We start from the raw sequence: 22,888 nt of genomic DNA, 5'->3' as shown, positions 1-22,888 counted from the left end.
AACCCGGCGTCTGCCGGGTTTTTTGTATTACATACGTTCTACGGTTTCGATACCCAGGGTATCCAGACCCAGCTTCAGGGTCTTCGCCGTCAGCTGCGCCAGCTTCAGGCGGCTGTTGCGTACCGATTCATTTTCCGCAGACAGAATAGGGCAGTGCTCGTAGAAGCCGGAGAACAGACCCGCCAGATCGTACAGGTATGCACACATTACGTGCGGCGTGCCGTCACGCGCGACAACCGTCAGCGTCTCTTCGAACTGCAGCAGACGCGCCGCCAGCTGCGCTTCACGATCTTCCGTAATGGTTACTGTCGTATTCGCCAGCACGCTTTCATCAATGTTCGCCTTTCGGAACACGGAGAGCACGCGGGTATAGGCATACTGCATGTACGGCGCCGTGTTGCCTTCAAACGCCAGCATGTTGTCCCAGTCGAAGATATAGTCGGTGGTGCGGTTCTTGGAAAGATCCGCGTATTTCACCGCGCCGATACCCACGGCGTTAGCCAGTTTTTCCAGTTCATCAGCAGGCATGTCCGGGTTCTTCTCGGCCACCAGGCGACGTGCGCGCTCCAGCGCTTCGTCCAGCAGATCGGAAAGCTTCACGGTACCGCCCGCGCGGGTTTTGAACGGCTTGCCGTCTTTACCCAGCATCATGCCGAACATGTGATGTTCCAGCGGAACGCAGTCAGGTACGTAACCGGCTTTACGCACGATAGTCCACGCCTGCATCAGGTGCTGGTGCTGGCGGGAGTCGATGTAGTACAGCACGCGGTCAGCGTGAAGGGTTTCGTAGCGGTATTTCGCGCAGGCGATATCGGTGGTGGTGTAGAGATAGCCGCCATCCTTTTTCTGGATGATCACGCCCATCGGTTCACCTTCCTTGTTTTTGTACTCATCAAGGAACACAACCGTTGCGCCTTCGCTCTCCACCGCGAGGTTTTTGGCTTTCAGATCCGCCACGATGCCGGGCAGCATCGGGTTGTAGAGGCTTTCACCCATCACGTCGTCGCGAGTCAGCGTCACATTCAGACGGTTGTAGGTCAGCTGGTTCTGGGACATGGTGATGTCAACCAGCTTGCGCCACATTTCAAGGAAGTATCGATCGCCGCCCTGCAGCTTCACCACGTAGCTGCGTGCGCGCTCGGCGAAGGCTTCGTCTTCGTCGTAGTGCTTTTTGGCTTCGCGATAGAATCCTTCCAGGTCCGCCAGCGCCATTTCACCCGCGTTTTCCTGCTGCTGTTTCTCCAGGTAAGCAATCAGCATGCCGAACTGGGTGCCCCAGTCGCCCACGTGGTTCGCGCGGATCACCTTGTGACCGAGGAATTCGAGCGTGCGCACCGCGGCGTCACCGATGATGGTGGAGCGCAGGTGACCTACGTGCATCTCTTTCGCCACGTTCGGGGCAGAATAGTCGACAACCACGGTCTGCGCTTCCGGCTGGGAAACGCCCAGACGGTCAGACTTCAGCGCCGCGTCAACGTGGCTCGCCAGGAATGCAGGCTCAAGGAAAATATTGATAAAGCCCGGACCGGCAATTTCGGTTTTGCTGGCAATGCCGGAGAGATCCAGATGCGTCAGTACCTGCTCAGCGAGCTGTCGCGGCGGCATGCCCAGTTTTTTAGCCACTGCCATCACGCCATTAGCCTGATAGTCGCCAAACTGTACTTTTGCTGACTGACGAACCTGCGGTTCGCAATCCGCAGGCGCGCCTGCGGCAATCAGTGCCTGACTGACTTTTTCGGAGAGAAGAGCCTGAATATTCACCTGGATACCTTACGTTTTTGATGCGGGCTTACAACCGCCCGCGCCAGTTAAAGAATTTAGGGCGGGAGTATACTGCAAATGCCTTCTGGCGTCAGCATTGCGGGGCCTGAAGATTGCTCAGAATCCAGGCGGTGAAGGTGTGCATAATCATGCAGTCGCAAAAAGCCGGATTCTGCGGTTGGTCAAAACAGGGCAACAGAGTAAATTAGCGGCTTTGCGACATGAAAAGAGACTGACTTATGGCAAACTGGCAATCCATTGACGAACTGCATGATATTTCCGCAGATTTACCGCGCTTCACAAAGGCGTTCACAGAACTTGCCACCCGTCTTGGTCTGGATATCGCGCCGCTTGAGGCAGATCACATCTCTTTGCGCTGTCACCAGAATGCGACGGCTGAACGCTGGCGCCGCGGGTTTGAACAGTGCGGCGAGTTGCTCTCTGAGAACATCATCAATGGACGCCCAATTTGTCTGTTTAAACTGCATGAACCGGTGAACGTGGCGCACTGGCAGTTCACCGTGGTTGAACTGCCGTGGCCGGGTGAAAAACGCTATCCGCACGAAGGCTGGGAGCATATCGAAATCGTCCTGCCGGGTGAGCCGGAAACGTTGAACGCGCGCGCCCTTGCCCTGCTGTCAGACGACGGGTTAAGCAAGCCGGGGATTTTTGTGAAGACGAGCTCACCGAAAGGCGAGCACGAGCGTCTTCCTAACCCGACGCTGGCCGTGACGGACGGGCAGGTGACCGTGAAATTTCATCCATGGACCATTGAGCAGATCGTTGCCAGCGAAGCCTGAGAGTTGTGATTCGCCGCTGAGACCCGAAACGAGAGGCGTGCCATGATGGCGTGTTAAGCTGATTTAAGGAGGAGTAGATGGCGCTGCTGGAGATTTGTTGTTACAGCGTGGAGTGTGCCCTTACGGCGCAACAGATGGGAGCTGACCGTATCGAACTGTGCGCGGCCCCGAAAGAAGGGGGGTTAACGCCTTCATACGGCGTGTTGAAGTCTGCCCGCCAGGCCGTCACCATTCCGGTCCACCCGATTATTCGTCCTCGCGGCGGCGATTTTTGTTACACGCCGGGCGAGTTCAGTGCCATGCTTGAAGATATCGCCCTTGTTCGTGACCTGGGGTTCCCCGGTCTGGTGACCGGCCTGCTTGATGAAGACGGTCACGTCGATCTGCCGCGGATGCGCCAGGTGATGGATGCCGCTAAAGGGATGGCCGTCACTTTTCATCGCGCGTTTGATATGTGTAAAGATCCGCTTCAGGCCTTTGAAACGCTTGGAGAACTTGGCGTGGCGCGCGTTCTGACATCGGGACAGCAGTCTTCGGCTGAAAAAGGACTGCAATTAATTACGGAACTAAAAGCACATTCCGGTGTTCCAATAATAATGGCGGGTGCGGGAGTCCGTGCCAGCAATCTGGAACGGTTTTTAAACGCCGGGGTGGAAGAGCTTCACAGCTCTGCGGGGAAATGGATACCTTCACCCATGCGTTATCGCAATACAGGGCTGTCAATGTCGACGGATGCTGAAGCGGATGAGTATTCACGCTATGGCGTAGAGGGAGAGTCGGTTGCGGAAATGAAGTCGCTGATTGAGCGTCATCACGTGTAGCAACGTACCGATTTTTACCGCGCATCATGTCGCCCAATATGATGCTTGCTTGTACCAGGCCCCTGCCAATTACACAGGGGCCTTTTTTTATCCCCTCACACTAACCCTCTCCCCATAGGGGAGAGGGGACGGCTCGGTGCGGTTTTTCTCCCTCGCCCCTATGGGGAGAGGGCCGGGGTGAGGGGAAAACTACGGCTTGGTCGCAATCAACACCGCACGCATCGGGGCCGGATAGCCTTCGATGGTTTTGCTGTGATCGGTCGGGTCAAGGAACTGCTCCAGCGATTCGGTGATCATCCAGTCGGTGCGGCGCTGCTCTTCAATTGAGGTAACGCAGACATCGGCAATGCGCACATCCACAAATCCGCACTTCTCCAGCCAGTTTTTCAGCGCCAGCGCGGACGGGATGAAGTAAACGTTGCGCATCTGCGCGTAGCGATCGCCCGGCACCAGAACGGCATGTTCATCACCTTCGATCACCAGTGTTTCCAGCACCAGCTCGCCGCCGCTGACCAGCTGATCTTTGAGCTGCCACAGGTGTTCAAGCGGGGAACGACGATGATACAGCACGCCCATTGAGAAGACGGTATCGAACGCTTTCAGGGCTGGGAGCTGCTCTATGCCCAGTGGCAGCAGATGCGCGCGCTGGTCGTTGCCGAGCAGTTTTCGCACCGCCTCAAACTGGCACAGGAACAGCTGCATCGGGTCGATGCCGACCGCCAGATGGGCTCCCGCGCCAATCATGCGCCACATGTGGTAACCGCTGCCGCAGCCCACGTCCAGGATGGTGCGCCCGGTCAGGTCGGAAAGGTGCGGCAGTACGCGATCCCACTTCCAGTCTGAGCGCCACTCGGTATTGATGTTCACGCCGTAGAGCGAAAACGGCCCTTTGCGCCACGGCATTAAATTACGCATCAGCGTTTCGATGCGGTTGATCTGCCCGGCCGGGAGCGGCTCTTCGCTCTCGGCGGTTACGCTGTGCAGAAGATCCAGACGATGCGGCGTCAGTTCCGGCAGATACTCCACGGCATTTGACCACTGCTTTAACAGGCCGTGCTGCTGATCGCGCTGCCAGGCGGCAATCTGCGCCGGCAGGGTCTCCAGCCAGTGGGAAAGATGGTTTTTAGCAATCAGCTGATAGAAGTTGCTGAATTCAATCATGCCGCATCTCCCGCTTTCAGCGCCACCAGCGAACCAAAGTTAAAGCACTGGAACCACAGTTCGCTGTGCTCAAACCCGGCTTTCTGCAGGCGTGCTTTGTGGGTTTCCACGGAGTCCGTCAGCATCACGTTTTCCAGCATGCTGCGCTTCTGGCTGATCTCCAGCTCGCTGTAGCCGTTCGCCCGTTTGAAATCGTGGTGCATGTTGAACAGCAGCTCGCCTACTTTGGCATCCTCAAAGCTGAATTTCTCAGAAAGCACCAGCGCGCCGCCGGGATTCAGCCCCTGATAAATTTTGTCCAGCAGCAGCTGACGGTCTTCAGGCACCAGGAACTGCAGGGTAAAATTCAGTACCACCATCGAGGCGTTGTTAATCTCGATCTCACGGATATCGCCTTCCACCACGTCCACCGGTACGGGGGCTTTATACGCGTCAATATGGCGACGGCAGCGCTCCACCATGGCCGGGGAGTTATCCACGGCAATGATGCGGCAGCCTTCGTGATGAACGTTACGACGTACCGACAGCGTTGCCGCGCCGAGCGAGCAGCCCAGGTCGTAGACCTGCGTGCCGGGTTGAACGAAGCGCTCAGCCAGCATGCCGATCATAGAGATAATATTGGAATAACCGGGAACAGAGCGCTGGATCATATCCGGGAAGACTTCGGCTACCCGTTCATCGAAGGTCCAGTCGCCCAGGCTGGCGATAGGCGCGGAAAAAAGCGTGTCGCGATCTGACATAACGTAAAAATCCGGGAAAAATAAAGTGGCGTATTGTGCGCTAACGGAGGGAGAAAACCAACTCCCACGGCATATACCACAGGTTAGCCAGCACCATCAGCAAAAGCGAACACCATGTCGCGCTCATGCCGGAACGACGCCAGCGGAATAAGCGGTGGTGGAAGCCATAATAGTGCATTAGCCGGCCAGCTATCAGCAGCAGACCGCAAATATGCACCATCCAGGTTTCCGCGCCATTCATCTCCATAAACAGCAGCAGGATGAGGGCCACGGGAATATATTCAACCGCATTACCGTGAATGCGGATAGCGCTTTGCAGTTCGGAGAAACCGCCGTCGCCATAAGAGACGCGGTACTGCATTCTCAGGCGCACAACATCAAATGAAAATTTAATCAGCAGTAATGCACCTAACACCGCATACAGCGCGCTGACCATACTAACTCCCTGTTTTTGGCAGATGGCACTTCACTATGATAGGGGGTGATATCAGAAAAGAGAAGATTGTTGTGGGATGGACGGCGCGCTGCCCACGGACGGCACCGCAGCCTGCAAGGCCTGCCACAGAGCATCGACCAGTTCGGGTGCCTGAGCGATATCCGGCGTGTGTAAAAAGAGGTACGGCGTGGTGGTGTGTTCCCAGTTTGCGAGTTTTTGCAGCCAGACGGCGAACATCGCCTGATTTTGCTCCATGTTATCGCTGCCGATGAACCGAACCATCGGATTCTGCGCGGTCACGATGGCGTGGACCGGTACTTTCGGTTTTTTACGCTGAGCTTCAACGATCGCCTCGTTATGCGGTACCGCGCTGTGCACCGGGCGGCTATCGAGGATCACCCGGTTTACGGAACGTTCAAGCAGGCCGCGGTTGAGCGCTCTTTCTGCTTCGCCCTTCGCAAAGAAGTCCTGGTGTCGGACTTCCACGCCGTAGGTGAATTCACCGGGCAGGGCATCCAGGAACTGCCAGAGCGCAGGCAGGTCGCGCGGGGCAAACGTGGCGGGAAGCTGGAGCCAGTATTGCCCAATGCGGTTCGCCAGCGGCGACATGCGCGTGAAAAACTCTTCCGTTAAGTCCCCGCAGTTTCGCAGCGCGGCCTGGTGGGAAATGGTCGCCGGAAACTTAAAACAGAAACGGAAATCGTCGGTCGTTTGCTCTCGCCAGCGTTCGACAATCTCGGCTTTGGGAAGCGCATACAGGGTGGTATTACCCTCGACGCAGTTGAAGTGTCGGGCATACTCTTCAAGGCTGGTGATGCCCAGGCGCACCCATTTCGGGTGCGACCACTGGGGAAGGCCCACGTACATCATAGCGCGCTTAAAATCTCATCCGTACTGCGCACGCGTCCGATGCGCGGGAAGATGTGGGTCATGCTGCCCCGATGCTGTTCTGCGGAGGCCGCGCTGCAGGCATCTTCGGCAATCACCAGGTTAAAGCCCAGCTCCCAGGCGTTACGGGCGGTCGATTCCACGCCGATGTTGGTGGAAATGCCGCACAGAATAATGGTGTCGATACCGCGGCGGCGGAGTTGCAGCTCCAGATCGGTCCCGTAGAAGGCGCCCCACTGACGTTTGGTCACTTCGATATCGCTGTCGCGTTTGCCCAGCGACACCGGGTACGTCCACCAGTTATCCGGCAGGGCATGCGCGGGCGCCTGGGCATCAACGGGCTGTTTTAACGCCTCGGCGAAATCAGCGGACCAGCCGACGCGCACCATGACTACAGGGGCACCGCTGGCGCGGCATTTCTCGGCCAGGCGAGCGGCGCGGCTGACCACATCATCCGCAGCGTGCGGGCCACCGGCAAAGGGGAGGATCCCTTCCTGTAAATCAATCACCACAAGCGCGGTTTTGCGGGCATCAAGTGTTAACATCGTCACTCCAGGTAAATTAATCACTTTCGTAACACCTTACGACGTGATGACCTGTTATCGGTCGGATAATTTTGTTAATTTTTGTGAGAATGCGCAATAAGAGTGCAGCAAACGACCGTCTGGCGGTGGTTCGCTCTTATCGTCCGGCGGAATTTCCAGTATAATAGCCGCCTTTTTTCATCCAGTTGTGACATACAGAAAGCTGCGACATAGTAGCCTGCATACCAGGCGACATTTAGCCTGCGGCTAATTAAGGGATATCTCATGCGTACAGAATATTGCGGGCAGCTGCGCCAGTCCCACGTCGGACAGCAGGTTACCCTGTGTGGTTGGGTCAACCGTCGTCGTGATCTTGGTAGCCTTATCTTCATCGATATGCGCGACCGTGAAGGTATCGTTCAGGTGTTCTTCGACCCGGATCGCGCCGAAGCGCTGAAGCTGGCCTCCGAGCTGCGTAATGAGTTCTGCATTCAGGTCACCGGCACCGTGCGTGCGCGTGACGAGAAAAACGTTAACGCAGACATGGCGACGGGGGCCATCGAAGTGCTGGCGTCCGATCTGGTTATCATCAACCGTGCCGAAGCGCTGCCGCTGGATTCCAACCACGTCAACACTGAAGAAGCGCGTCTGAAATACCGCTACCTGGATCTGCGTCGTCCGGAAATGGCCCAGCGCCTGAAAACCCGTGCGAAAATTACCAGCCTGGTGCGTCGCTTTATGGATGACCACGGTTTCCTCGATATCGAAACCCCGATGCTGACCAAAGCCACGCCGGAAGGCGCGCGCGATTACCTGGTGCCATCCCGCGTTCATAAAGGCAAATTCTACGCGCTGCCGCAGTCACCGCAGCTGTTCAAACAGCTGCTGATGATGTCCGGCTTCGATCGCTACTATCAAATCGTTAAGTGCTTCCGCGACGAAGACCTGCGCGCTGACCGTCAGCCCGAATTTACCCAGATCGACGTGGAAACCTCCTTCATGACCGCCGAACAGGTGCGTGAGGTGATGGAAGCGCTGGTGCGTAGCCTGTGGAACGACGTGAAAGGCGTTGAGCTGGGCGATTTCCCGATTATGACCTTCGCCGAAGCGGAACGTCGCTACGGCTCCGACAAACCAGACCTGCGTAACCCGATGGAGTTGGTGGACGTGGCTGATCTGGTGAAAGCCGTTGAGTTCGCGGTATTCGCGGGCCCGGCTAACGATCCGAAAGGCCGCGTGGCGGCCCTGCGCGTACCGGGCGGTGCGGCGCTGAGCCGTAAGCAGATTGATGACTACGGCAACTTTATTAAGATCTACGGCGCGAAAGGTCTGGCCTATATTAAAGTGACCGAGCGTGCGAAAGGTCTGGAAGGGATCACCAGCCCGGTGGCGAAGTTCCTGAACGCGGACATCGTCGAAGCGATCCTTGAGCGCACCGGCGCGCAGGATGGCGACATGATCTTCTTCGGCGCAGACAACAAGAAAGTCGTTGCGGATGCGATGGGCGCGCTGCGTCTGAAGCTCGGCAAAGACCTGAACCTGACCGACGAAACTAAATGGGCGCCGCTGTGGGTTATCGACTTCCCAATGTTTGAAGACGACGGTGAAGGCGGCCTGACCGCGATGCACCACCCGTTCACCTCGCCGAAAGACATGACGGCGGCAGAGCTGAAAGCGGCACCGGAAGACGCGGTTGCGAATGCCTACGACATGGTTATCAACGGCTACGAAGTGGGCGGTGGTTCCGTGCGTATTCACAGCGGTGACATGCAGCAGACCGTGTTCGGCATTCTGGGCATTAACGAGCAGGAACAGCGCGAGAAGTTCGGCTTCCTGCTGGACGCCCTGAAATATGGCACGCCGCCGCACGCGGGCCTGGCCTTCGGTCTCGACCGTCTGACCATGCTGCTGACCGGCACCGATAACATTCGTGATGTTATTGCCTTCCCGAAAACCACTGCCGCAGCGTGTCTGATGACCGAAGCGCCAAGCTTTGCCAACCCGGCTGCGCTGGCCGAGCTGGGCATTGAAGTGGTGAAGAAGGAAGAGAAAAACTGATATGGCATATAAGCTTCCCGTTTCTGTCCTGGTGGTCATTTATGCAGAAGACACGAAGCGGGTGCTGATGTTGCAGCGGCGCGACGATCCTGATTTCTGGCAGTCGGTTACCGGCAGCCTGGAAGAGGGGGAGACCGCGCCGCAGGCCGCCGCGCGTGAAGTAAAGGAAGAGGTCACCATTGATGTTGCTCATGAGCAACTGACCCTGAAGGACTGTCAGCGCACGGTGGAGTTTGAAATTTTTAGCCATTTACGTCATCGCTATGCGCCGGGCATTGAGCGCAATACGGAGTCGTGGTTCTGTCTCGCGCTTCCCCATGAGCGGGAGATCGTGTTTACCGAACACCTGAACTACCGCTGGGTAGATGCGGCGGATGCCGCCGCGCTTACCAAGTCGTGGAGCAACCGGCAGGCGATTGAAGAATTTGTAATTAACGCGGCCTGAGAAGGCGCGATTTTTGGAGAACTTTTTATGGCAGGTCATAGTAAGTGGGCCAACACCAAGCACCGCAAAGCGGCACAGGATGCCAAGCGCGGTAAGATCTTTACCAAAATTATTCGCGAGCTGGTGACAGCGGCGCGTCTGGGCGGCGGCGATCCAGCTTCTAACCCGCGTCTGCGCGCGGCGGTGGATAAAGCGCTGTCTAACAACATGACGCGTGACACCCTGAACCGTGCTATCGCACGTGGCGTCGGCGGTGATGAAGACGCGAACATGGAAACCATCATTTATGAAGGTTACGGCCCTGGCGGTACTGCGGTGATGGTTGAGTGTCTGTCCGATAACCGTAACCGTACCGTTGCGGAAGTGCGCCATGCGTTCACCAAAACCGGTGGCAACCTGGGCACTGACGGTTCTGTAGCTTACCTGTTCAGCAAAAAAGGCGTCATCTCCTTCGAGAAAGGCGACGAAGATGCGATCATGGAAGCGGCGCTGGAAGCGGGTGCGGAAGACGTGGTGACCTACGATGATGGCGCCATTGACGTTTACACCGCCTGGGAAGAGATGGGCGCCGTGCGCGATGCGCTGGAAGCCGCTGGCCTGAAAGCGGACAACGCTGAAGTCTCAATGATCCCGTCTACCAAAGCGGACATGGATGCGGAAACCGCACCGAAACTGCTGCGTCTGATCGACATGCTCGAAGACTGCGACGACGTGCAGGAAGTGTACCACAACGGTGAAATCTCTGATGAGGTTGCAGCGACTCTCTGATGAGAGCCTGTAAACCGTTTACGGGAGACGCGTGATGTCGATTATCCTCGGGATTGACCCCGGCTCGCGCGTCACCGGCTATGGCGTTATCCGTCAGGTGGGACGCCAGCTAACCTACCTCGGCAGTGGCTGTATTCGTACTAAAGTGGACGATCTGCCGTCGCGCCTGAAGCTCATCTACGCGGGGGTGTCGGAGATCATCACCCAGTTTCAGCCGGACTATTTCGCCATCGAGCAGGTCTTTATGGCGAAAAACGCCGATTCAGCGCTAAAGCTGGGTCAGGCGCGCGGCGTTGCCATCGTCGCTGCCGTGAACCAGGATTTGCCGGTATTCGAATATGCGGCAAGACAGGTCAAGCAGACGGTGGTGGGCATCGGTAGCGCGGAGAAAAGCCAGGTGCAGCACATGGTGCGTACCCTGCTGAAGCTTCCCGCGAACCCGCAGGCCGACGCAGCCGATGCGCTGGCGATTGCGATTACCCACTGCCACGTCAGCCAGAACGCGATGCAGATGAGCGAGTCGCGGCTCAACCTGGCGCGAGGCAGGTTACGATAATCAGAAATCAGGCTGGATGTTTATCCAGCCTTTTTTTATTATGTCGGCAGTTAATTTCTTCCAGAACGCAGGAGCGTCACGTGATAGGCAGACTCAGAGGCATCATTATTGAAAAACAACCCCCGTTAGTGCTGCTGGAAGTGGGTGGCGTGGGCTATGAAGTCCATATGCCGATGACCTGCTTCTACGAGCTGCCGGACGCGGGCAAAGAGGCGGTTGTCTTTACTCAGTTTGTGGTGCGTGAAGATGCTCAGCTGCTCTACGGCTTCAACAACAAGCAGGAACGCACCCTGTTCCGCGAGCTGATTAAAACCAACGGCGTCGGGCCGAAGCTGGCGCTGGCGATTTTGTCCGGTATGTCAGCCCAGCAGTTTGTGAATGCCGTTGAGCGCGAAGATCCTGCGGCGCTGATTAAGCTTCCGGGCATCGGTAAGAAAACCGCAGAGCGTTTGATAGTCGAAATGAAAGACCGCTTTAAAGGTCTGCACGGCGATCTGTTCACCCCGGCGGCCGATTTGGTTCTGACCTCCCCGGGCGCGCCTGCCTCTGATGATGACGCCGAGCAGGAAGCGGTTGCCGCGCTGGTGGCGCTGGGCTATAAACCTCAGGAGGCCAGCCGCATGGTGAGCAAAATTGCCAAACCGGATGCCAGCAGTGAAACCCTGATTCGTGAAGCGCTGCGCGCTGCATTGTGAGGTAAAGGATGATTGAAGCAGATCGCCTGGTATCGGCAGGCACCCTTCAGGCAGAAGACGTGGTGGATCGCGCGATCCGCCCTAAGCTGCTTGATGAGTATATCGGCCAGCCGCAGGTACGTTCCCAGATGGAGATTTTCATCCAGGCGGCAAAGCTGCGCGGCGATGCACTCGATCACCTGCTGATTTTTGGCCCGCCGGGGTTAGGGAAAACCACCCTGGCGAATATCGTCGCCAACGAAATGGGCGTTAATCTGCGCACCACCTCCGGCCCGGTGCTGGAGAAAGCGGGCGATCTGGCGGCGATGCTGACCAACCTTGAACCGCATGACGTGCTGTTTATCGACGAAATCCACCGCCTGTCTCCGGTGGTGGAAGAGGTGCTCTATCCGGCGATGGAAGATTACCAGCTGGATATCATGATTGGCGAAGGCCCGGCCGCGCGCTCTATCAAAATCGATCTCCCTCCGTTTACCCTGATTGGCGCCACGACCCGTGCCGGATCGTTGACCTCTCCGCTGCGCGACCGCTTCGGTATCGTTCAGCGTCTGGAGTTTTATCAGGTGCCGGACCTGCAGCATATCGTTGGCCGTAGCGCGCGCTATATGGGGCTGGATATGAGTGAAGAGGGCGCTTTTGAAGTGGCGAAGCGTTCGCGCGGGACGCCGCGTATTGCCAACCGCCTGCTGCGTCGCGTGCGTGACTTTGCCGAAGTGAAGCATGATGGCACCATTTCGGCAGAGATTGCCGCCCAGGCGCTGGATATGCTTAACGTCGATGCCGAAGGCTTTGACTATATGGACCGCAAGCTGCTGCTGGCGGTGCTGGATAAGTTCTTTGGTGGCCCGGTTGGCCTGGATAACCTGGCGGCGGCGATCGGTGAAGAGCGTGAGACGATTGAAGATGTGCTGGAGCCGTATCTGATCCAGCAGGGCTTCTTACAGCGCACGCCGCGTGGCCGAATGGCGACGGTGCGGGCGTGGAATCATTTTGGTATCACCCCACCGGCAATGCCGTAACGATGAGCAGGCGGGATGTTAAATTCTGCCTGCGACGCTGACCGATTATTCACCTCATCCGATTTTCCCATCAATATTATTTTGGATAAATTTATCATCCATATCATTTGAGATAATTCACTCATTTTATCTACTATGAATTTATAGCGATACCCAAGCTATAAATGAATTTTATTTACCCTATCAGGAATAACAAAATGAAATTAATGAAGGCAATATCTATTGCCGCTTTGACTATGGCGGCTATATCTGGCGTAGCGAATGCCGCTATTTCAGGAACCCAAACATGGAAAATGGTAGATCAGAGACTTGAAAATACCAGTAACGGACAAAAACTGTGTATGACTGGCGCTGGCCTGGAGCAGGCGACGATGGAAGAGTGTGGTTCTAATCCAGCTATGCAGAATATACGTGAGCCCAATTTCGCTCTTGGTGGGACTCTGATACTGGATGAACATCCATATTATGTGTTCGGACCAATAGATAATAAAATCTATTTAGTCCAAAATGACACTTCCGCGCCTCATTGGAACCATGTTAACGGACAGATGATAACAAGTGATTATGAAGGTCATGAGAAATGTCTTGATATTGAAGGCGGTATAAATGTCCCAGGCGCCAAATTGTATTTAGCAACTTGTACTAATAAATAAAATAAGCACCGATAATTTCATCGGTGCTTATTTACGTGTGCGCCCGACATGGGCGCACTCCTGCGGGTGGAAGTCTCGCCATGAGTTGATCACAGGACATGAAGCGAAACGCCAGCCTCTGTGGTGGTGGTAATCGCTTATTCAGGCATTCGGTTGTTTTTTCATCATACTAAAAATAAACAACACCGCCGCACACAACACCACCGACGGCCCCGCAGGCGTGTCATAGAATGCTGAAAAGGTTAATCCGCCCGTTACCGCAATCATCCCGATAATCACGGCCACACCGGCCATCTGCTCCGGCGTGCGGGCAAAACGACGTGCCGTGGCGGCAGGGATAATCAGCAGCGACGTAATAATCAGCGCCCCGACGAACTTCATCGCCACGCCGATGGTTAATGCCGTCACCAGCATCAGCAGCAGCTTAACCCGCTGCAGCTTCACGCCGTCGACGAAGGCCAGATCCGGGCTGACGGTCATCGCCAGCAGGTTACGCCACTGCCAGAGCAGAATACCGAGTACCACCACCACCCCGATGGCGATGGAAATTAAATCTTCCGGCGTCACGGCAAGCAGATCGCCAAACAGATAGGCCATCAGGTCGACGCGGATATTCGACATCAGGCTTACCACCACCAGACCCAGCGAGAGCGCGCTGTGGGCCATGATGCCAAGCAGCGTATCAATGGCGAGGTGCGGACGTTTCTCCAGCCAGACCAGCCCGGCTGCCAGCAGCAGGGTGACAACAATCACCGCGTAGAAGGGATTAACGTCCAGCAGTAAACCAAAAGCCACGCCCAGCAGGGAGGCGTGCGCGAGGGTATCCCCGAAATAGGACATTCTGCGCCATACCACAAACGAGCCGAGTGGACCCGCGGCGCAGGCAAGCATAATCCCGGCCAGCCAGCCGGGCAGTAATAGTTCAATCATGAGTGTCCATTTCCCCGGCGCAGGACAATTCGTCCCTGTAAATCATGGCGGTGATTATGATGATGACGGTAAATACCCAGCTGTTCAGCGCCGCGAGGGCCAAACATGGAGATAAATTCCGGGTGCATCGAGACCACTTCAGGCGTGCCGGAGCAGCAAATATGATGGTTAAGGCACAGTACTTCGTCCGTTTTCGCCATCACAAGATGGAGATCGTGGGAGACCATCAGCACGGCGCAGTTCAGTTCGCGGCGCAGCTGGTCGATCAAATCATAAAGCGCGACCTGACCATTAACGTCCACACCCTGGGTTGGCTCATCAAGCACCAGCAGCTGCGGGCTGCTCAGCAGCGCACGGGCCAGCAAAACGCGCTGCGTCTCACCGCCGGACAGCTTTTGCAGCGGTGCGTCGATAAGATGGCCCGCCTGCACGCGTTTCAGCGCCGGGAGAATATCGGCTTTACGCGTGCCGGGGCGCAGGCGCAGAAAGCGACTTACCGTCAGCGGCAGGGTGGCGTCCAGGTGTAATTTTTGCGGCACGTAGCCGATCCGCAATTTTTCCTCGCGCGTAATTACACCTTCGTCCGGTGTTACCAGACCCAGCACCACACGCACCAGAGTGGATTTACCAGCGCCATTAGGGCCGAGCAGCGTTAAAATTTTGCCGGGCTTGAGATCCAGCGATACGTCAGAGAGGACGCGGCGCTGGCCGAATGAGACCGAAATATTATCGAGAGAAACCAGTGTCGTCATGTCAATTTAAGCTTGAAGAAGTCAACGGATGTTATAATATCACATTCCACGCATTCACTACGATGACTAGTTGCATTATGTTACATAAAAATACGCTTCTTTTCGCAGCATTATCCGCTGCCCTTTGGGGAACAACCGCACAAGATGTTAACGCTGCCGTTGTCGCTTCGCTTAAACCGCTTGGATTCATCGCATCGGCCATTGCCGATGGCGTAACGGAAACCCAGGTTCTGCTCCCGGATGGTGCATCCGAGCATGACTATTCCTTACGCCCATCAGATGTAAAACGCTTGCAAAACGCGGACTTAGTTGTCTGGATTGGTCCGGAGATGGAAGCGTTTATGCAGAAATCGGCCAAACAGATTCCAGGCGAAAAACAGGTCGCGATTGCCGGGCTTTCCGGCGTGAAACCGCTGCTCATGAAAGGGGCGGATGACGACGGTGACGAACACGATCATCACGCTGCAGAGGGTGAAAAAGGTGATGGCGATCACCATCACGGCGAGTACAACATGCATCTCTGGCTTTCCCCAGAGATAGCGCGGCTTTCAGCGGTTGCAATCCATGACAAATTAGTGGAACTTATGCCGCAAAGTCGAGCCAAACTAGACGCCAACCTGAAGGATTTTGAGGCACAATTAGCCGCAACCGATAAGCAGGTGGGTAATGAGCTCGCACCGTTGAAAGGAAAAGGGTATTTCGTTTTTCATGACGCCTACGGCTACTACGAAAAACACTATGGTTTGACCCCGCTTGGGCACTTTACCGTCAACCCTGAAATTCAACCTGGTGCGCAGCGTTTACATGAAATCAGAACACAGCTGGTTGAGCAAAAAGCAACGTGCGTTTTTGCTGAGCCACAGTTCAGGCCAGCGGTCGTAGAAGCCGTGGCCAGGGGAACATCCGTGCGCATGGGAACCCTTGACCCGCTAGGTACGAACATCCAGTTGAGCAAAGCGAGCTATTCGCAGTTCCTCAGCCAACTGGCGAACCAGTATGCGAGCTGCCTGAAAGGAGATTAACGAGGAAGTGAATACGTGCAACAGATAGCCCGCTCTGTCGCCCTGGCATTTAACAATCTGCCTCGACCCCACCGCGTTATGCTGGGGTCGCTTACAGTTCTCACTTTAGCGGTCGCCGTCTGGCGGCCCTATGTTTACCACCCGAGTTCTGCCCCTATCATTAAGACCATCGAGCTTGAAAAGAGCGAAATTCGTTCTTTGCTGCCTGAAGCCAGCGAGCCTATCGACCAGGCTGCTCAGGAAGATGAAGCCATCCCGCAGGATGAGCTGGACGATAAAACCGAGAACGAAGCGGGGATCCACGAATACGTTGTCTCTACCGGTGACACGCTGAGCAGTGTGCTCAACCAGTACGGTATCGACATGGGCAATATCAGCCAGCTGGCGGCTGCGGATAAAGACCTGCGTAACCTGAAAATCGGGCAACAGCTCTCCTGGACCTTAACGGCGGATGGTGATCTCCAGCGTTTGACCTGGGAAATGTCCCGCCGCGAAACCCGCACCTACGATCGCACTGCAAACGGTTTCAAAATGACCAGTGAACTGCAGAAGGGCGACTGGGTGAACAGCGTGATGAAAGGTACTGTGGGCGGAAGCTTTGTTTCCAGCGCCCGTGATGCCGGCCTGACCAGCGCTGAAATCAGCGCGGTGATCAAAGCCATGCAGTGGCAGATGGACTTCCGCAAGCTGAAGAAAGGCGATGAGTTCTCCGTCCTGATGTCCCGCGAAATGCTGGACGGCAAGCGCGAGCAAAGCCAGCTGCTGGGCGTGCGTTTGCGCTCTGAAGGCAAAGATTACTACGCTATTCGCGCTGAAGACGGCAAGTTCTATGACCGCAGCGGTACGGGACTTGCGAAGGGCTTCCTGCGTTTCCCGACGGCGAAACAGTTCCGTGTCTCTTCTAACTTCAACCCGCGTCGTCTGAACCCGGTTACCGGGCGCGTTGCGCCACACCGCGGGGTAGACTTCGCGATGCCGCAGGGTACGCCCGTGCTGTCGGTGGGCGATGGCGAAGTGGTAATGGCAAAACGCAGCGGTGCAGCGGGTTACTACGTGGCTATCCGTCACGGTCGTACCTATACCACCCGCTATATGCACCTGCGTAAACTTCTGGTCAAACCGGGCCAGAAAGTGAAACGCGGCGACCGTATCGCGCTTTCCGGCAACACCGGACGCTCTACCGGCCCACACCTGCACTATGAAGTGTGGATCAACCAGCAAGCCGTGAACCCGCTGACGGCGAAACTGCCGCGCACCGAAGGCCTGACAGGTAAAGATCGCTCCGATTACCTGGCGCAGGCGAAAGAGGTGATACCGCAGCTAAGCTTAAACTAAGCCTTTGTTGTGTGAAAAAAGCCGGTGTCAGTATGCACCGGCTTTTTCTTTTGTGCGTGGGCGACTGCCTCGCTACACTATCTGAATAATTTTTTGCGTCACCAGACCCTGGAACCAGCATGGAAACAAAAAAAAATAATATTGAATACATTCCTGAGTTTGAAAAATCCTTTCGCCACCCGCGCAACTGGGGCGCCTGGCTGGGGGTTTACACCTTTGCGGGCATCGCTATGCTGCCTGCCGCACTGCGCGATCCTGTTCTGGGGAAAATTGGCCGTCTGGCCGGACGTTTAGGTAAAAGCGCGCGTCGTCGTGCGCAGATTAATCTCTATTACTGTTTTCCTGAAAAAAGCGATGCCGAGCGCGAGGCCATCATCGATGCGATGTACACCACCGCACCGCAGGCCATGGCGATGATGGCGGAGCTGGCTCTGAAAGGTCCGGAAAAAATCATCGAGCGCGTTGACTGGAAAGGGCTGGAAATCATCGACGAAATGCGTCGCAATGACGAAAAGGTGATTTTCCTCGTTCCTCACGGTTGGGGCGTCGACATTCCGGCGATGCTGATGGCCTCTCAGGGCCAAAAGATGGCGGCCATGTTCCATAACCAGGGCAATAAAATCTACGATTTTGTCTGGAATACCGTACGCCGTCGTTTTGGCGGACGTTTGCATGCGCGAAACGATGGTATTAAGCCGTTTATTCAGTCCGTACGTCAGGGGTACTGGGGCTACTATCTGCCGGATCAGGACCACGGACCCGAGCATAGCGAGTTTGTCGACTTCTTCGCTACCTACAAAGCAACGCTCCCCGCGATTGGCCGCCTGATGAAGGTCTGTCGCGCTCGCGTGATCCCGCTCTTCCCGGTTTACGACGGTAAAACGCATCGTCTGAGCATTGAAGTCCGTCCGCCGATGGACGATTTGCTGACTGCGGACGATCGCACCATCGCACGTCGTATGAATGAAGAGGTGGAACTGCTGGTGGGGCCGCATACCGAACAGTACACGTGGATACTGAAGCTGCTGAAAACGCGGAAGCCGGGAGAGACGGAACCCTATAAGCGTAAAGAGCTCTACCCGAGGAAATAAAATACAGTCACCCCTCTCCCCATAGGGGAGAGGGGATCGGATCTTACTCTACGGTCAGTACGCGAGTGGTGTTGGTTGAGCCGATGGTGCTCATCACGTCACCCTGGGTCACGATGACGATATCACCGGACACCAGATAACCTTTATCGCGCAGCAGGTTTACGGCATCGTGCGCGGCAGCTACGCCGTCATTGGTGCTGTCGAAGTGTACCGGCGTCACACCACGGTAGAGCGCCGTCAGGTTCAGCGTACGCTCGTGGCGTGACATGGCGAAGATCGGCAGGCCGGAGCTGATGCGAGAGGTCATTAGCGCGGTGCGGCCAGATTCGGTCATGGTGATGATCGCCGTAACGCCTTTCAGATGGTTGGCCGCGTACATGGCGGACATTGCAATCGCTTCTTCCACATTGTCGAACTGGATATCCAGACGGTGCTTGGAGACGTTAATGCTTGGGATCTTCTCCGCGCCCAGGCAGACGCGCGCCATTGCGGCCACGGTTTCTGCCGGATACTGGCCCGCCGCGGTTTCCGCAGAGAGCATGACCGCATCGGTACCGTCCAGCACGGCGTTAGCCACGTCCATGACTTCCGCACGGGTTGGCATTGGGTTGGTTATCATGGATTCCATCATCTGGGTGGCGGTGATCACCGCGCGGTTCAGCTGACGTGCGCGACGAATCAGCGCTTTCTGGATACCGACCAGCTCAGGGTCGCCGATTTCCACGCCCAGATCGCCACGGGCAACCATCACCACGTCAGAGGCAAGGATCACATCGTCCATGGCATCCTGATCGCACACGGCTTCCGCGCGTTCAACCTTAGCGACGATTTTGGCATCACAGCCTGCGTCGCGGGCCAGGCGGCGCGCATAGTTCAGATCTTCGCCACAGCGTGGGAAAGAGACCGCCAGGTAGTCAACGCCGATCTGGGCCGCGGTTACGATGTCCGCTTTGTCTTTCTCGGTCAGGGCTTCCGCAGAGAGGCCGCCGCCCAGTTTGTTGATGCCTTTATTGTTGGAGAGCGGGCCGCCGACGGTGACTTCGGTGAACACCTTCATCCCCTGAACTTCCAGAACCTTCAGTTGGACGCGACCGTCGTCGAGCAGCAGGATATCGCCGGGCACCACGTCAGCCGGCAGGCCTTTATAGTCGATCCCGACTCTCTCTTTATCGCCTTCGCCTTTGCCGAGGTTGGCATCCAGCAGGAATTTGTCGCCGATATTGAGGAAAACTTTACCTTCTTTAAAGGTTGATACACGAATTTTTGGACCCTGCAGGTCGCCGAGGATTGCGACGTGGCGGCCCAGCTTTGCGGCGATCTCACGCACTTTATCGGCACGCAATTTATGGTCTTCTGGCGTACCGTGAGAAAAGTTCATACGCACCACGTTGGCGCCAGCGGCGATAATTTTTTCGAGATTATTATCGCGATCGGTGGCCGGGCCTAAGGTGGTTACGATCTTGGTTCTGCGAAGCCTTCTGGACATGTAATACTCCGTTGACTGAAACAACTTTGGTGTTGCGTGAACATAGAATCGGCCTTCATCTGCCGCAAGGCAGCAAAGAGGGGACCGAATGCCGAAAATCATTACATCGTAATTATTGGTTACGTCTTCGTTATCTACTTCAGGGAACATCGCTCTTTATAAGCAATTCTTTATCAAAACGCGATTCCTTCAGCGCTTCCTTGACTCGCTTCAAGTTATCCCGGAATTTTGCGCCCCGGCGTAAGGTAAAACCGGTCGCCAGCACGTCGATTACCGTGAGCTGCGCCAGACGGGACACCATCGGCATATACATGTCGGTATCCTCAGGGACATCCAGCGTAATGGCGAGCGTCGCCTCGCGCGCCAGCGGCGTGCCGGCGGTGGTGAGGGCGATCACCATGGCATCGTTTTCACGGGCCAGCTGCGCTAGCTCAACCTGGCTTTTGGTGCGGCCAGTGTGCGAAATCAGTACCACGACGTCATCCTCACTGCAATTCATACAGCTCATGCGTTGCAGCACAATGTCATCGGAATAAATAACCGGTACGTTAAAGCGGAAGAATTTATTCATGGCGTCGTGCGCCACGGCGGCTGACGAGCCAAGTCCGAAGAACGCAATTCGCTTGGCCTGGGTGAGTAAATCCACCGCGCGGTTCACTGAACTCATATCCAGACTTTGGCGAACGTGATCGAGCGTGGCCATGGCCGACTCAAATATTTTCGCCGTGTAGGCATCTACGCTGTCGTCTTCATCCACATTACGATTAACATAGGGTGTGCCGTTCGCCAGACTTTGTGCCAGATGCAGTTTAAAATCAGGAAAGCCGCGCGTTTCCAGACTACGGCAGAAGCGGTTGACCGTCGGTTCACTGACGCCAGCTTCCTGAGCCAGAGCGGCGATGCTTGAATGAATTGCCTGAGCGGGCGCGGCCAGAATGACTTCAGCCACTTTTCGCTCGGATTTGCTAAGGTGTTCCAGTTGATACTGGATTTTTTCAAGCATGTTCATTGTTAACAAGGCGCTCGTGGGGGTGGAAACGATTTCACGCATTGATGAAATCTTGATTCGATTAGCCGATATTACCCCTGTGGCTTCCATAAAGGGTAACAGTCGACAAGATAATGTTGTTGTTTTTTTTCATTACTTGATCGATGTCGGGTTTTGCTATGACCCTGTTGCGCAAATTATCGACGGCTGTTGCGTCATTACGTCGCCGTAATTGGCTGAATGGCGAAAAATCGCCGTATCGCACGAGACGATAAGCGCTAATGGTTTCGGGAATGACGTAAAAGCAGTACAGTGCATTGTAATAAAATTACAACGATACCTGGCAGAAGCACCAGGTGATCCAACTGAGGAGAATGACATGGCGGTAACGCAAACAGCCCAGGCATGTGACCTGGTCATTTTCGGCGCGAAAGGCGACCTTGCACGCCGAAAATTGCTGCCTTCCCTGTATCAACTGGAGAAAGCGGGCCAAATTCATCCGGATACGCGTATCCTGGGTGTAGGGCGCGCCGACTGGGACAAGGACGCTTATACCAAAGTCGTCCGCGAGGCGCTCGAAACTTTCATGAAGGAAAAAATTGATGAAAGTTTGTGGGATACCCTGAGCGGTCGTCTCGATTTCTGCAACCTGGACGTCAATGACGTTAGCGCGTTTTCCCGTCTGGGTGCCATGCTGGATCAGAAAAACCGTGTCACCATTAACTATTTCGCCATGCCGCCAAGCACCTTTGGTGCCATCTGCAAAGGTTTGGGCGAAGCGAAGCTGAACGCCAAGCCGGCGCGCGTGGTGATGGAGAAGCCGCTGGGTACGTCGCTGGCGACCTCGCGTGAAATCAACGACCAGGTAGGCGAGTTCTTTGAAGAGTGCCAGGTCTACCGTATCGACCACTATCTTGGTAAAGAGACGGTACTGAACCTGCTGGCGCTGCGCTTCGCTAACTCCCTCTTTGTGAACAACTGGGACAACCGCACCATCGACCACGTGGAGATTACCGTGGCGGAAGAGGTGGGGATTGAAGGTCGCTGGGGTTACTTTGACCAGGCCGGCCAGATGCGCGACATGATCCAGAACCACCTGCTGCAAATTCTGTGCATGATTGCCATGTCTCCACCGTCTGACCTGACGGCTGACAGCATCCGCGACGCCAAAGTTAAAGTGCTGAAGTCGCTGCGCCGCATCGATCGTTCCAACGTGCGCGAGAAGACCGTGCGCGGCCAGTACACCGCCGGGTTTGCGCAAGGCAAAAAAGTGCCGGGCTATCTGGAAGAAGAGGGCGCGAACAAGACCAGCAACACCGAGACCTTTGTGGCGATCCGCGTGGATATCGACGACTGGCGCTGGGCGGGCGTTCCGTTCTACCTGCGTACCGGTAAACGTCTGCCGACGAAATGTTCCGAAGTTGTCGTCTACTTTAAAAACCCTGAGCTGAACCTGTTCAAAGAGTCCTGGCAGGAGCTGCCCCAGAATAAGCTGACCATTCGTCTGCAGCCGGACGAAGGGGTGGATATCCAGATCCTCAACAAAGTACCGGGCCTGGATCATAAGCACAACCTGCAGACCACCAAGCTGGATCTGAGCTACTCCGAAACGTTCAACCAGACGCACCTGGCGGATGCCTACGAGCGTCTGCTGCTGGAAACCATGCGCGGTATCCAGGCGCTGTTCGTACGTCGCGACGAAGTGGAAGAGGCGTGGAAATGGGTCGACTCCATCACCGAAGCCTGGGCTGCCGATCAGGATGCACCAAAACCGTATCAGGCGGGTACCTGGGGGCCGGTCGCGTCGGTGGCGATGATCACCCGCGATGGTCGCTCCTGGAACGAGTTTGAGTAGGATTATCCACTAGCCCAAAAGTGTTATTTTACCGGTAACATGATCTAACACAGCTCGTGGCACAATTTTTATACTTTTAAGCTCCGCGTGGATTCACCCGCGGA

The 22,888-nt window shown here is 55.8% G+C and carries 23 protein-coding genes; 13 read left to right on the top strand and 10 right to left on the bottom strand.

The window, feature by feature from the left end; translation table 11 throughout:
• Positions 1-27 precede the first annotated feature (27 nt).
• Entirely contained in the window at positions 28-1,761 is a 1,734-nt protein-coding gene (gene argS / locus URZ40_RS08615; RefSeq protein ID WP_116339071.1) for an arginine--tRNA ligase, read from the bottom strand.
• Between the two features lie 239 nt (positions 1,762-2,000).
• Here argS and URZ40_RS08610 point away from each other — a divergent pair, with 239 nt between their 5' ends.
• Both URZ40_RS08610 and cutC read left to right on the top strand, forming a co-directional pair.
• The gene (locus URZ40_RS08610; protein ID WP_316379504.1) at positions 2,001-2,561 is read left to right on the top strand and encodes a VOC family protein; all 561 of its coding nucleotides are present in this window, start codon (positions 2,001-2,003) and stop codon (positions 2,559-2,561) included.
• A 77-nt stretch (positions 2,562-2,638) separates the two neighbouring features.
• Positions 2,639-3,382: a copper homeostasis protein CutC gene (cutC, locus tag URZ40_RS08605; protein ID WP_233003071.1), complete on the top strand. Its 744-nt coding sequence runs from the start codon at positions 2,639-2,641 to the stop codon at positions 3,380-3,382.
• A gap of 189 nt (positions 3,383-3,571) precedes the next feature.
• Here cutC and cmoB read toward each other — a convergent pair whose 3' ends face one another.
• The 5 genes from cmoB to URZ40_RS08580 are packed head-to-tail and all read right to left on the bottom strand — an operon-like array spanning position 3,572 to position 7,152.
• Complete coding sequence (gene cmoB, locus URZ40_RS08600) at positions 3,572-4,543, bottom strand: tRNA 5-methoxyuridine(34)/uridine 5-oxyacetic acid(34) synthase CmoB (RefSeq protein WP_116339079.1); 972 nt, start codon at positions 4,541-4,543, stop codon at positions 3,572-3,574.
• On the bottom strand, positions 4,540-5,283 hold the full coding sequence (cmoA, locus tag URZ40_RS08595; RefSeq protein ID WP_163329865.1) for a carboxy-S-adenosyl-L-methionine synthase CmoA: 744 nt from the start codon (positions 5,281-5,283) through the stop codon (positions 4,540-4,542). Before cmoA ends, cmoB begins: the two co-directional genes overlap by 4 nt.
• A gap of 40 nt (positions 5,284-5,323) precedes the next feature.
• Entirely contained in the window at positions 5,324-5,719 is a 396-nt protein-coding gene (locus URZ40_RS08590; protein ID WP_116339083.1) for an MAPEG family protein, read from the bottom strand.
• Between the two features lie 51 nt (positions 5,720-5,770).
• Complete coding sequence (locus URZ40_RS08585; protein ID WP_192984913.1) at positions 5,771-6,589, bottom strand: DUF72 domain-containing protein; 819 nt, start codon at positions 6,587-6,589, stop codon at positions 5,771-5,773.
• Positions 6,586-7,152, bottom strand: a complete 567-nt coding sequence (locus URZ40_RS08580) for a hydrolase (RefSeq protein ID WP_166711571.1) — start codon at positions 7,150-7,152, stop codon at positions 6,586-6,588. The genes URZ40_RS08585 and URZ40_RS08580 overlap by 4 nt, the downstream gene beginning before the upstream one ends.
• Positions 7,153-7,416: 264 nt before the next feature.
• Here URZ40_RS08580 and aspS point away from each other — a divergent pair, with 264 nt between their 5' ends.
• The 7 genes from aspS to URZ40_RS08545 all read left to right on the top strand — a co-directional run bounded on the left by aspS (position 7,417) and on the right by URZ40_RS08545 (position 13,325).
• Positions 7,417-9,189 carry an aspartate--tRNA ligase gene (aspS, locus tag URZ40_RS08575; RefSeq protein WP_061097871.1) on the top strand — a complete coding sequence of 591 codons (1,773 nt, stop codon included), beginning with the start codon at positions 7,417-7,419 and terminating at the stop codon, positions 9,187-9,189.
• A 1-nt stretch (position 9,190) separates the two neighbouring features.
• Positions 9,191-9,634 (top strand): dihydroneopterin triphosphate diphosphatase, encoded by a 444-nt coding sequence (nudB, locus tag URZ40_RS08570; protein WP_061097872.1) that lies wholly within the window; start codon positions 9,191-9,193, stop codon positions 9,632-9,634.
• A 27-nt stretch (positions 9,635-9,661) separates the two neighbouring features.
• Entirely contained in the window at positions 9,662-10,402 is a 741-nt protein-coding gene (locus tag URZ40_RS08565) for a YebC/PmpR family DNA-binding transcriptional regulator (protein ID WP_003859747.1), read from the top strand.
• 34 nt (positions 10,403-10,436) lie between these two features.
• On the top strand, positions 10,437-10,958 hold the full coding sequence (gene ruvC, locus URZ40_RS08560; RefSeq protein WP_003859749.1) for a crossover junction endodeoxyribonuclease RuvC: 522 nt from the start codon (positions 10,437-10,439) through the stop codon (positions 10,956-10,958).
• Positions 10,959-11,038: 80 nt separating this feature from the next.
• Positions 11,039-11,653, top strand: coding sequence for a Holliday junction branch migration protein RuvA (gene ruvA / locus URZ40_RS08555; RefSeq protein ID WP_163329867.1), 615 nt, complete (start codon positions 11,039-11,041; stop codon positions 11,651-11,653).
• An 8-nt stretch (positions 11,654-11,661) separates the two neighbouring features.
• Complete coding sequence (gene ruvB / locus URZ40_RS08550) at positions 11,662-12,672, top strand: Holliday junction branch migration DNA helicase RuvB (protein ID WP_025756924.1); 1,011 nt, start codon at positions 11,662-11,664, stop codon at positions 12,670-12,672.
• A 197-nt stretch (positions 12,673-12,869) separates the two neighbouring features.
• Positions 12,870-13,325, top strand: a complete 456-nt coding sequence (locus URZ40_RS08545) for a hypothetical protein (protein ID WP_316379509.1) — start codon at positions 12,870-12,872, stop codon at positions 13,323-13,325.
• Positions 13,326-13,466: 141 nt separating this feature from the next.
• On the opposite strand, the gene znuB is transcribed toward URZ40_RS08545, so the two are convergent.
• Positions 13,467-14,255: a zinc ABC transporter permease subunit ZnuB gene (gene znuB / locus URZ40_RS08540; RefSeq protein WP_116339092.1), complete on the bottom strand. Its 789-nt coding sequence runs from the start codon at positions 14,253-14,255 to the stop codon at positions 13,467-13,469.
• A complete protein-coding gene (znuC, locus tag URZ40_RS08535; protein ID WP_014884314.1) occupies positions 14,252-15,007 on the bottom strand; it encodes a zinc ABC transporter ATP-binding protein ZnuC in 756 nt (251 codons plus the stop codon). Before znuC ends, znuB begins: the two co-directional genes overlap by 4 nt.
• Before the next feature lie 77 nt (positions 15,008-15,084).
• Here znuC and znuA point away from each other — a divergent pair, with 77 nt between their 5' ends.
• The 3 genes from znuA to lpxM all read left to right on the top strand — a co-directional run bounded on the left by znuA (position 15,085) and on the right by lpxM (position 18,455).
• The gene (gene znuA, locus URZ40_RS08530) at positions 15,085-16,029 is read left to right on the top strand and encodes a zinc ABC transporter substrate-binding protein ZnuA (protein WP_162874936.1); all 945 of its coding nucleotides are present in this window, start codon (positions 15,085-15,087) and stop codon (positions 16,027-16,029) included.
• Between the two features lie 15 nt (positions 16,030-16,044).
• Positions 16,045-17,364 (top strand): murein DD-endopeptidase MepM, encoded by a 1,320-nt coding sequence (mepM, locus tag URZ40_RS08525; RefSeq protein ID WP_116339096.1) that lies wholly within the window; start codon positions 16,045-16,047, stop codon positions 17,362-17,364.
• Positions 17,365-17,483: 119 nt separating this feature from the next.
• On the top strand, positions 17,484-18,455 hold the full coding sequence (lpxM, locus tag URZ40_RS08520; RefSeq protein ID WP_233003068.1) for a lauroyl-Kdo(2)-lipid IV(A) myristoyltransferase: 972 nt from the start codon (positions 17,484-17,486) through the stop codon (positions 18,453-18,455).
• Between the two features lie 43 nt (positions 18,456-18,498).
• Here lpxM and pyk read toward each other — a convergent pair whose 3' ends face one another.
• Positions 18,499-19,941 carry a pyruvate kinase gene (pyk, locus tag URZ40_RS08515; protein WP_116339098.1) on the bottom strand — a complete coding sequence of 481 codons (1,443 nt, stop codon included), beginning with the start codon at positions 19,939-19,941 and terminating at the stop codon, positions 18,499-18,501.
• A 139-nt stretch (positions 19,942-20,080) separates the two neighbouring features.
• Complete coding sequence (locus URZ40_RS08510) at positions 20,081-20,950, bottom strand: MurR/RpiR family transcriptional regulator (protein WP_028013615.1); 870 nt, start codon at positions 20,948-20,950, stop codon at positions 20,081-20,083.
• Between the two features lie 358 nt (positions 20,951-21,308).
• Between URZ40_RS08510 and zwf the strand changes: the two genes are divergently transcribed.
• Entirely contained in the window at positions 21,309-22,784 is a 1,476-nt protein-coding gene (zwf, locus tag URZ40_RS08505; RefSeq protein WP_116339100.1) for a glucose-6-phosphate dehydrogenase, read from the top strand.
• The last annotated feature ends 104 nt before the right edge of the window (positions 22,785-22,888 follow it).

This window comes from Enterobacter sp. 296B2, assembly GCF_034106185.1.
GTDB classification, from domain to species: domain Bacteria; phylum Pseudomonadota; class Gammaproteobacteria; order Enterobacterales; family Enterobacteriaceae; genus Enterobacter; species Enterobacter cloacae_N.
The sequence above is the reverse complement of the archived record's forward strand: the minus strand, read 5'-3'. Positions and strand labels throughout refer to the sequence as shown.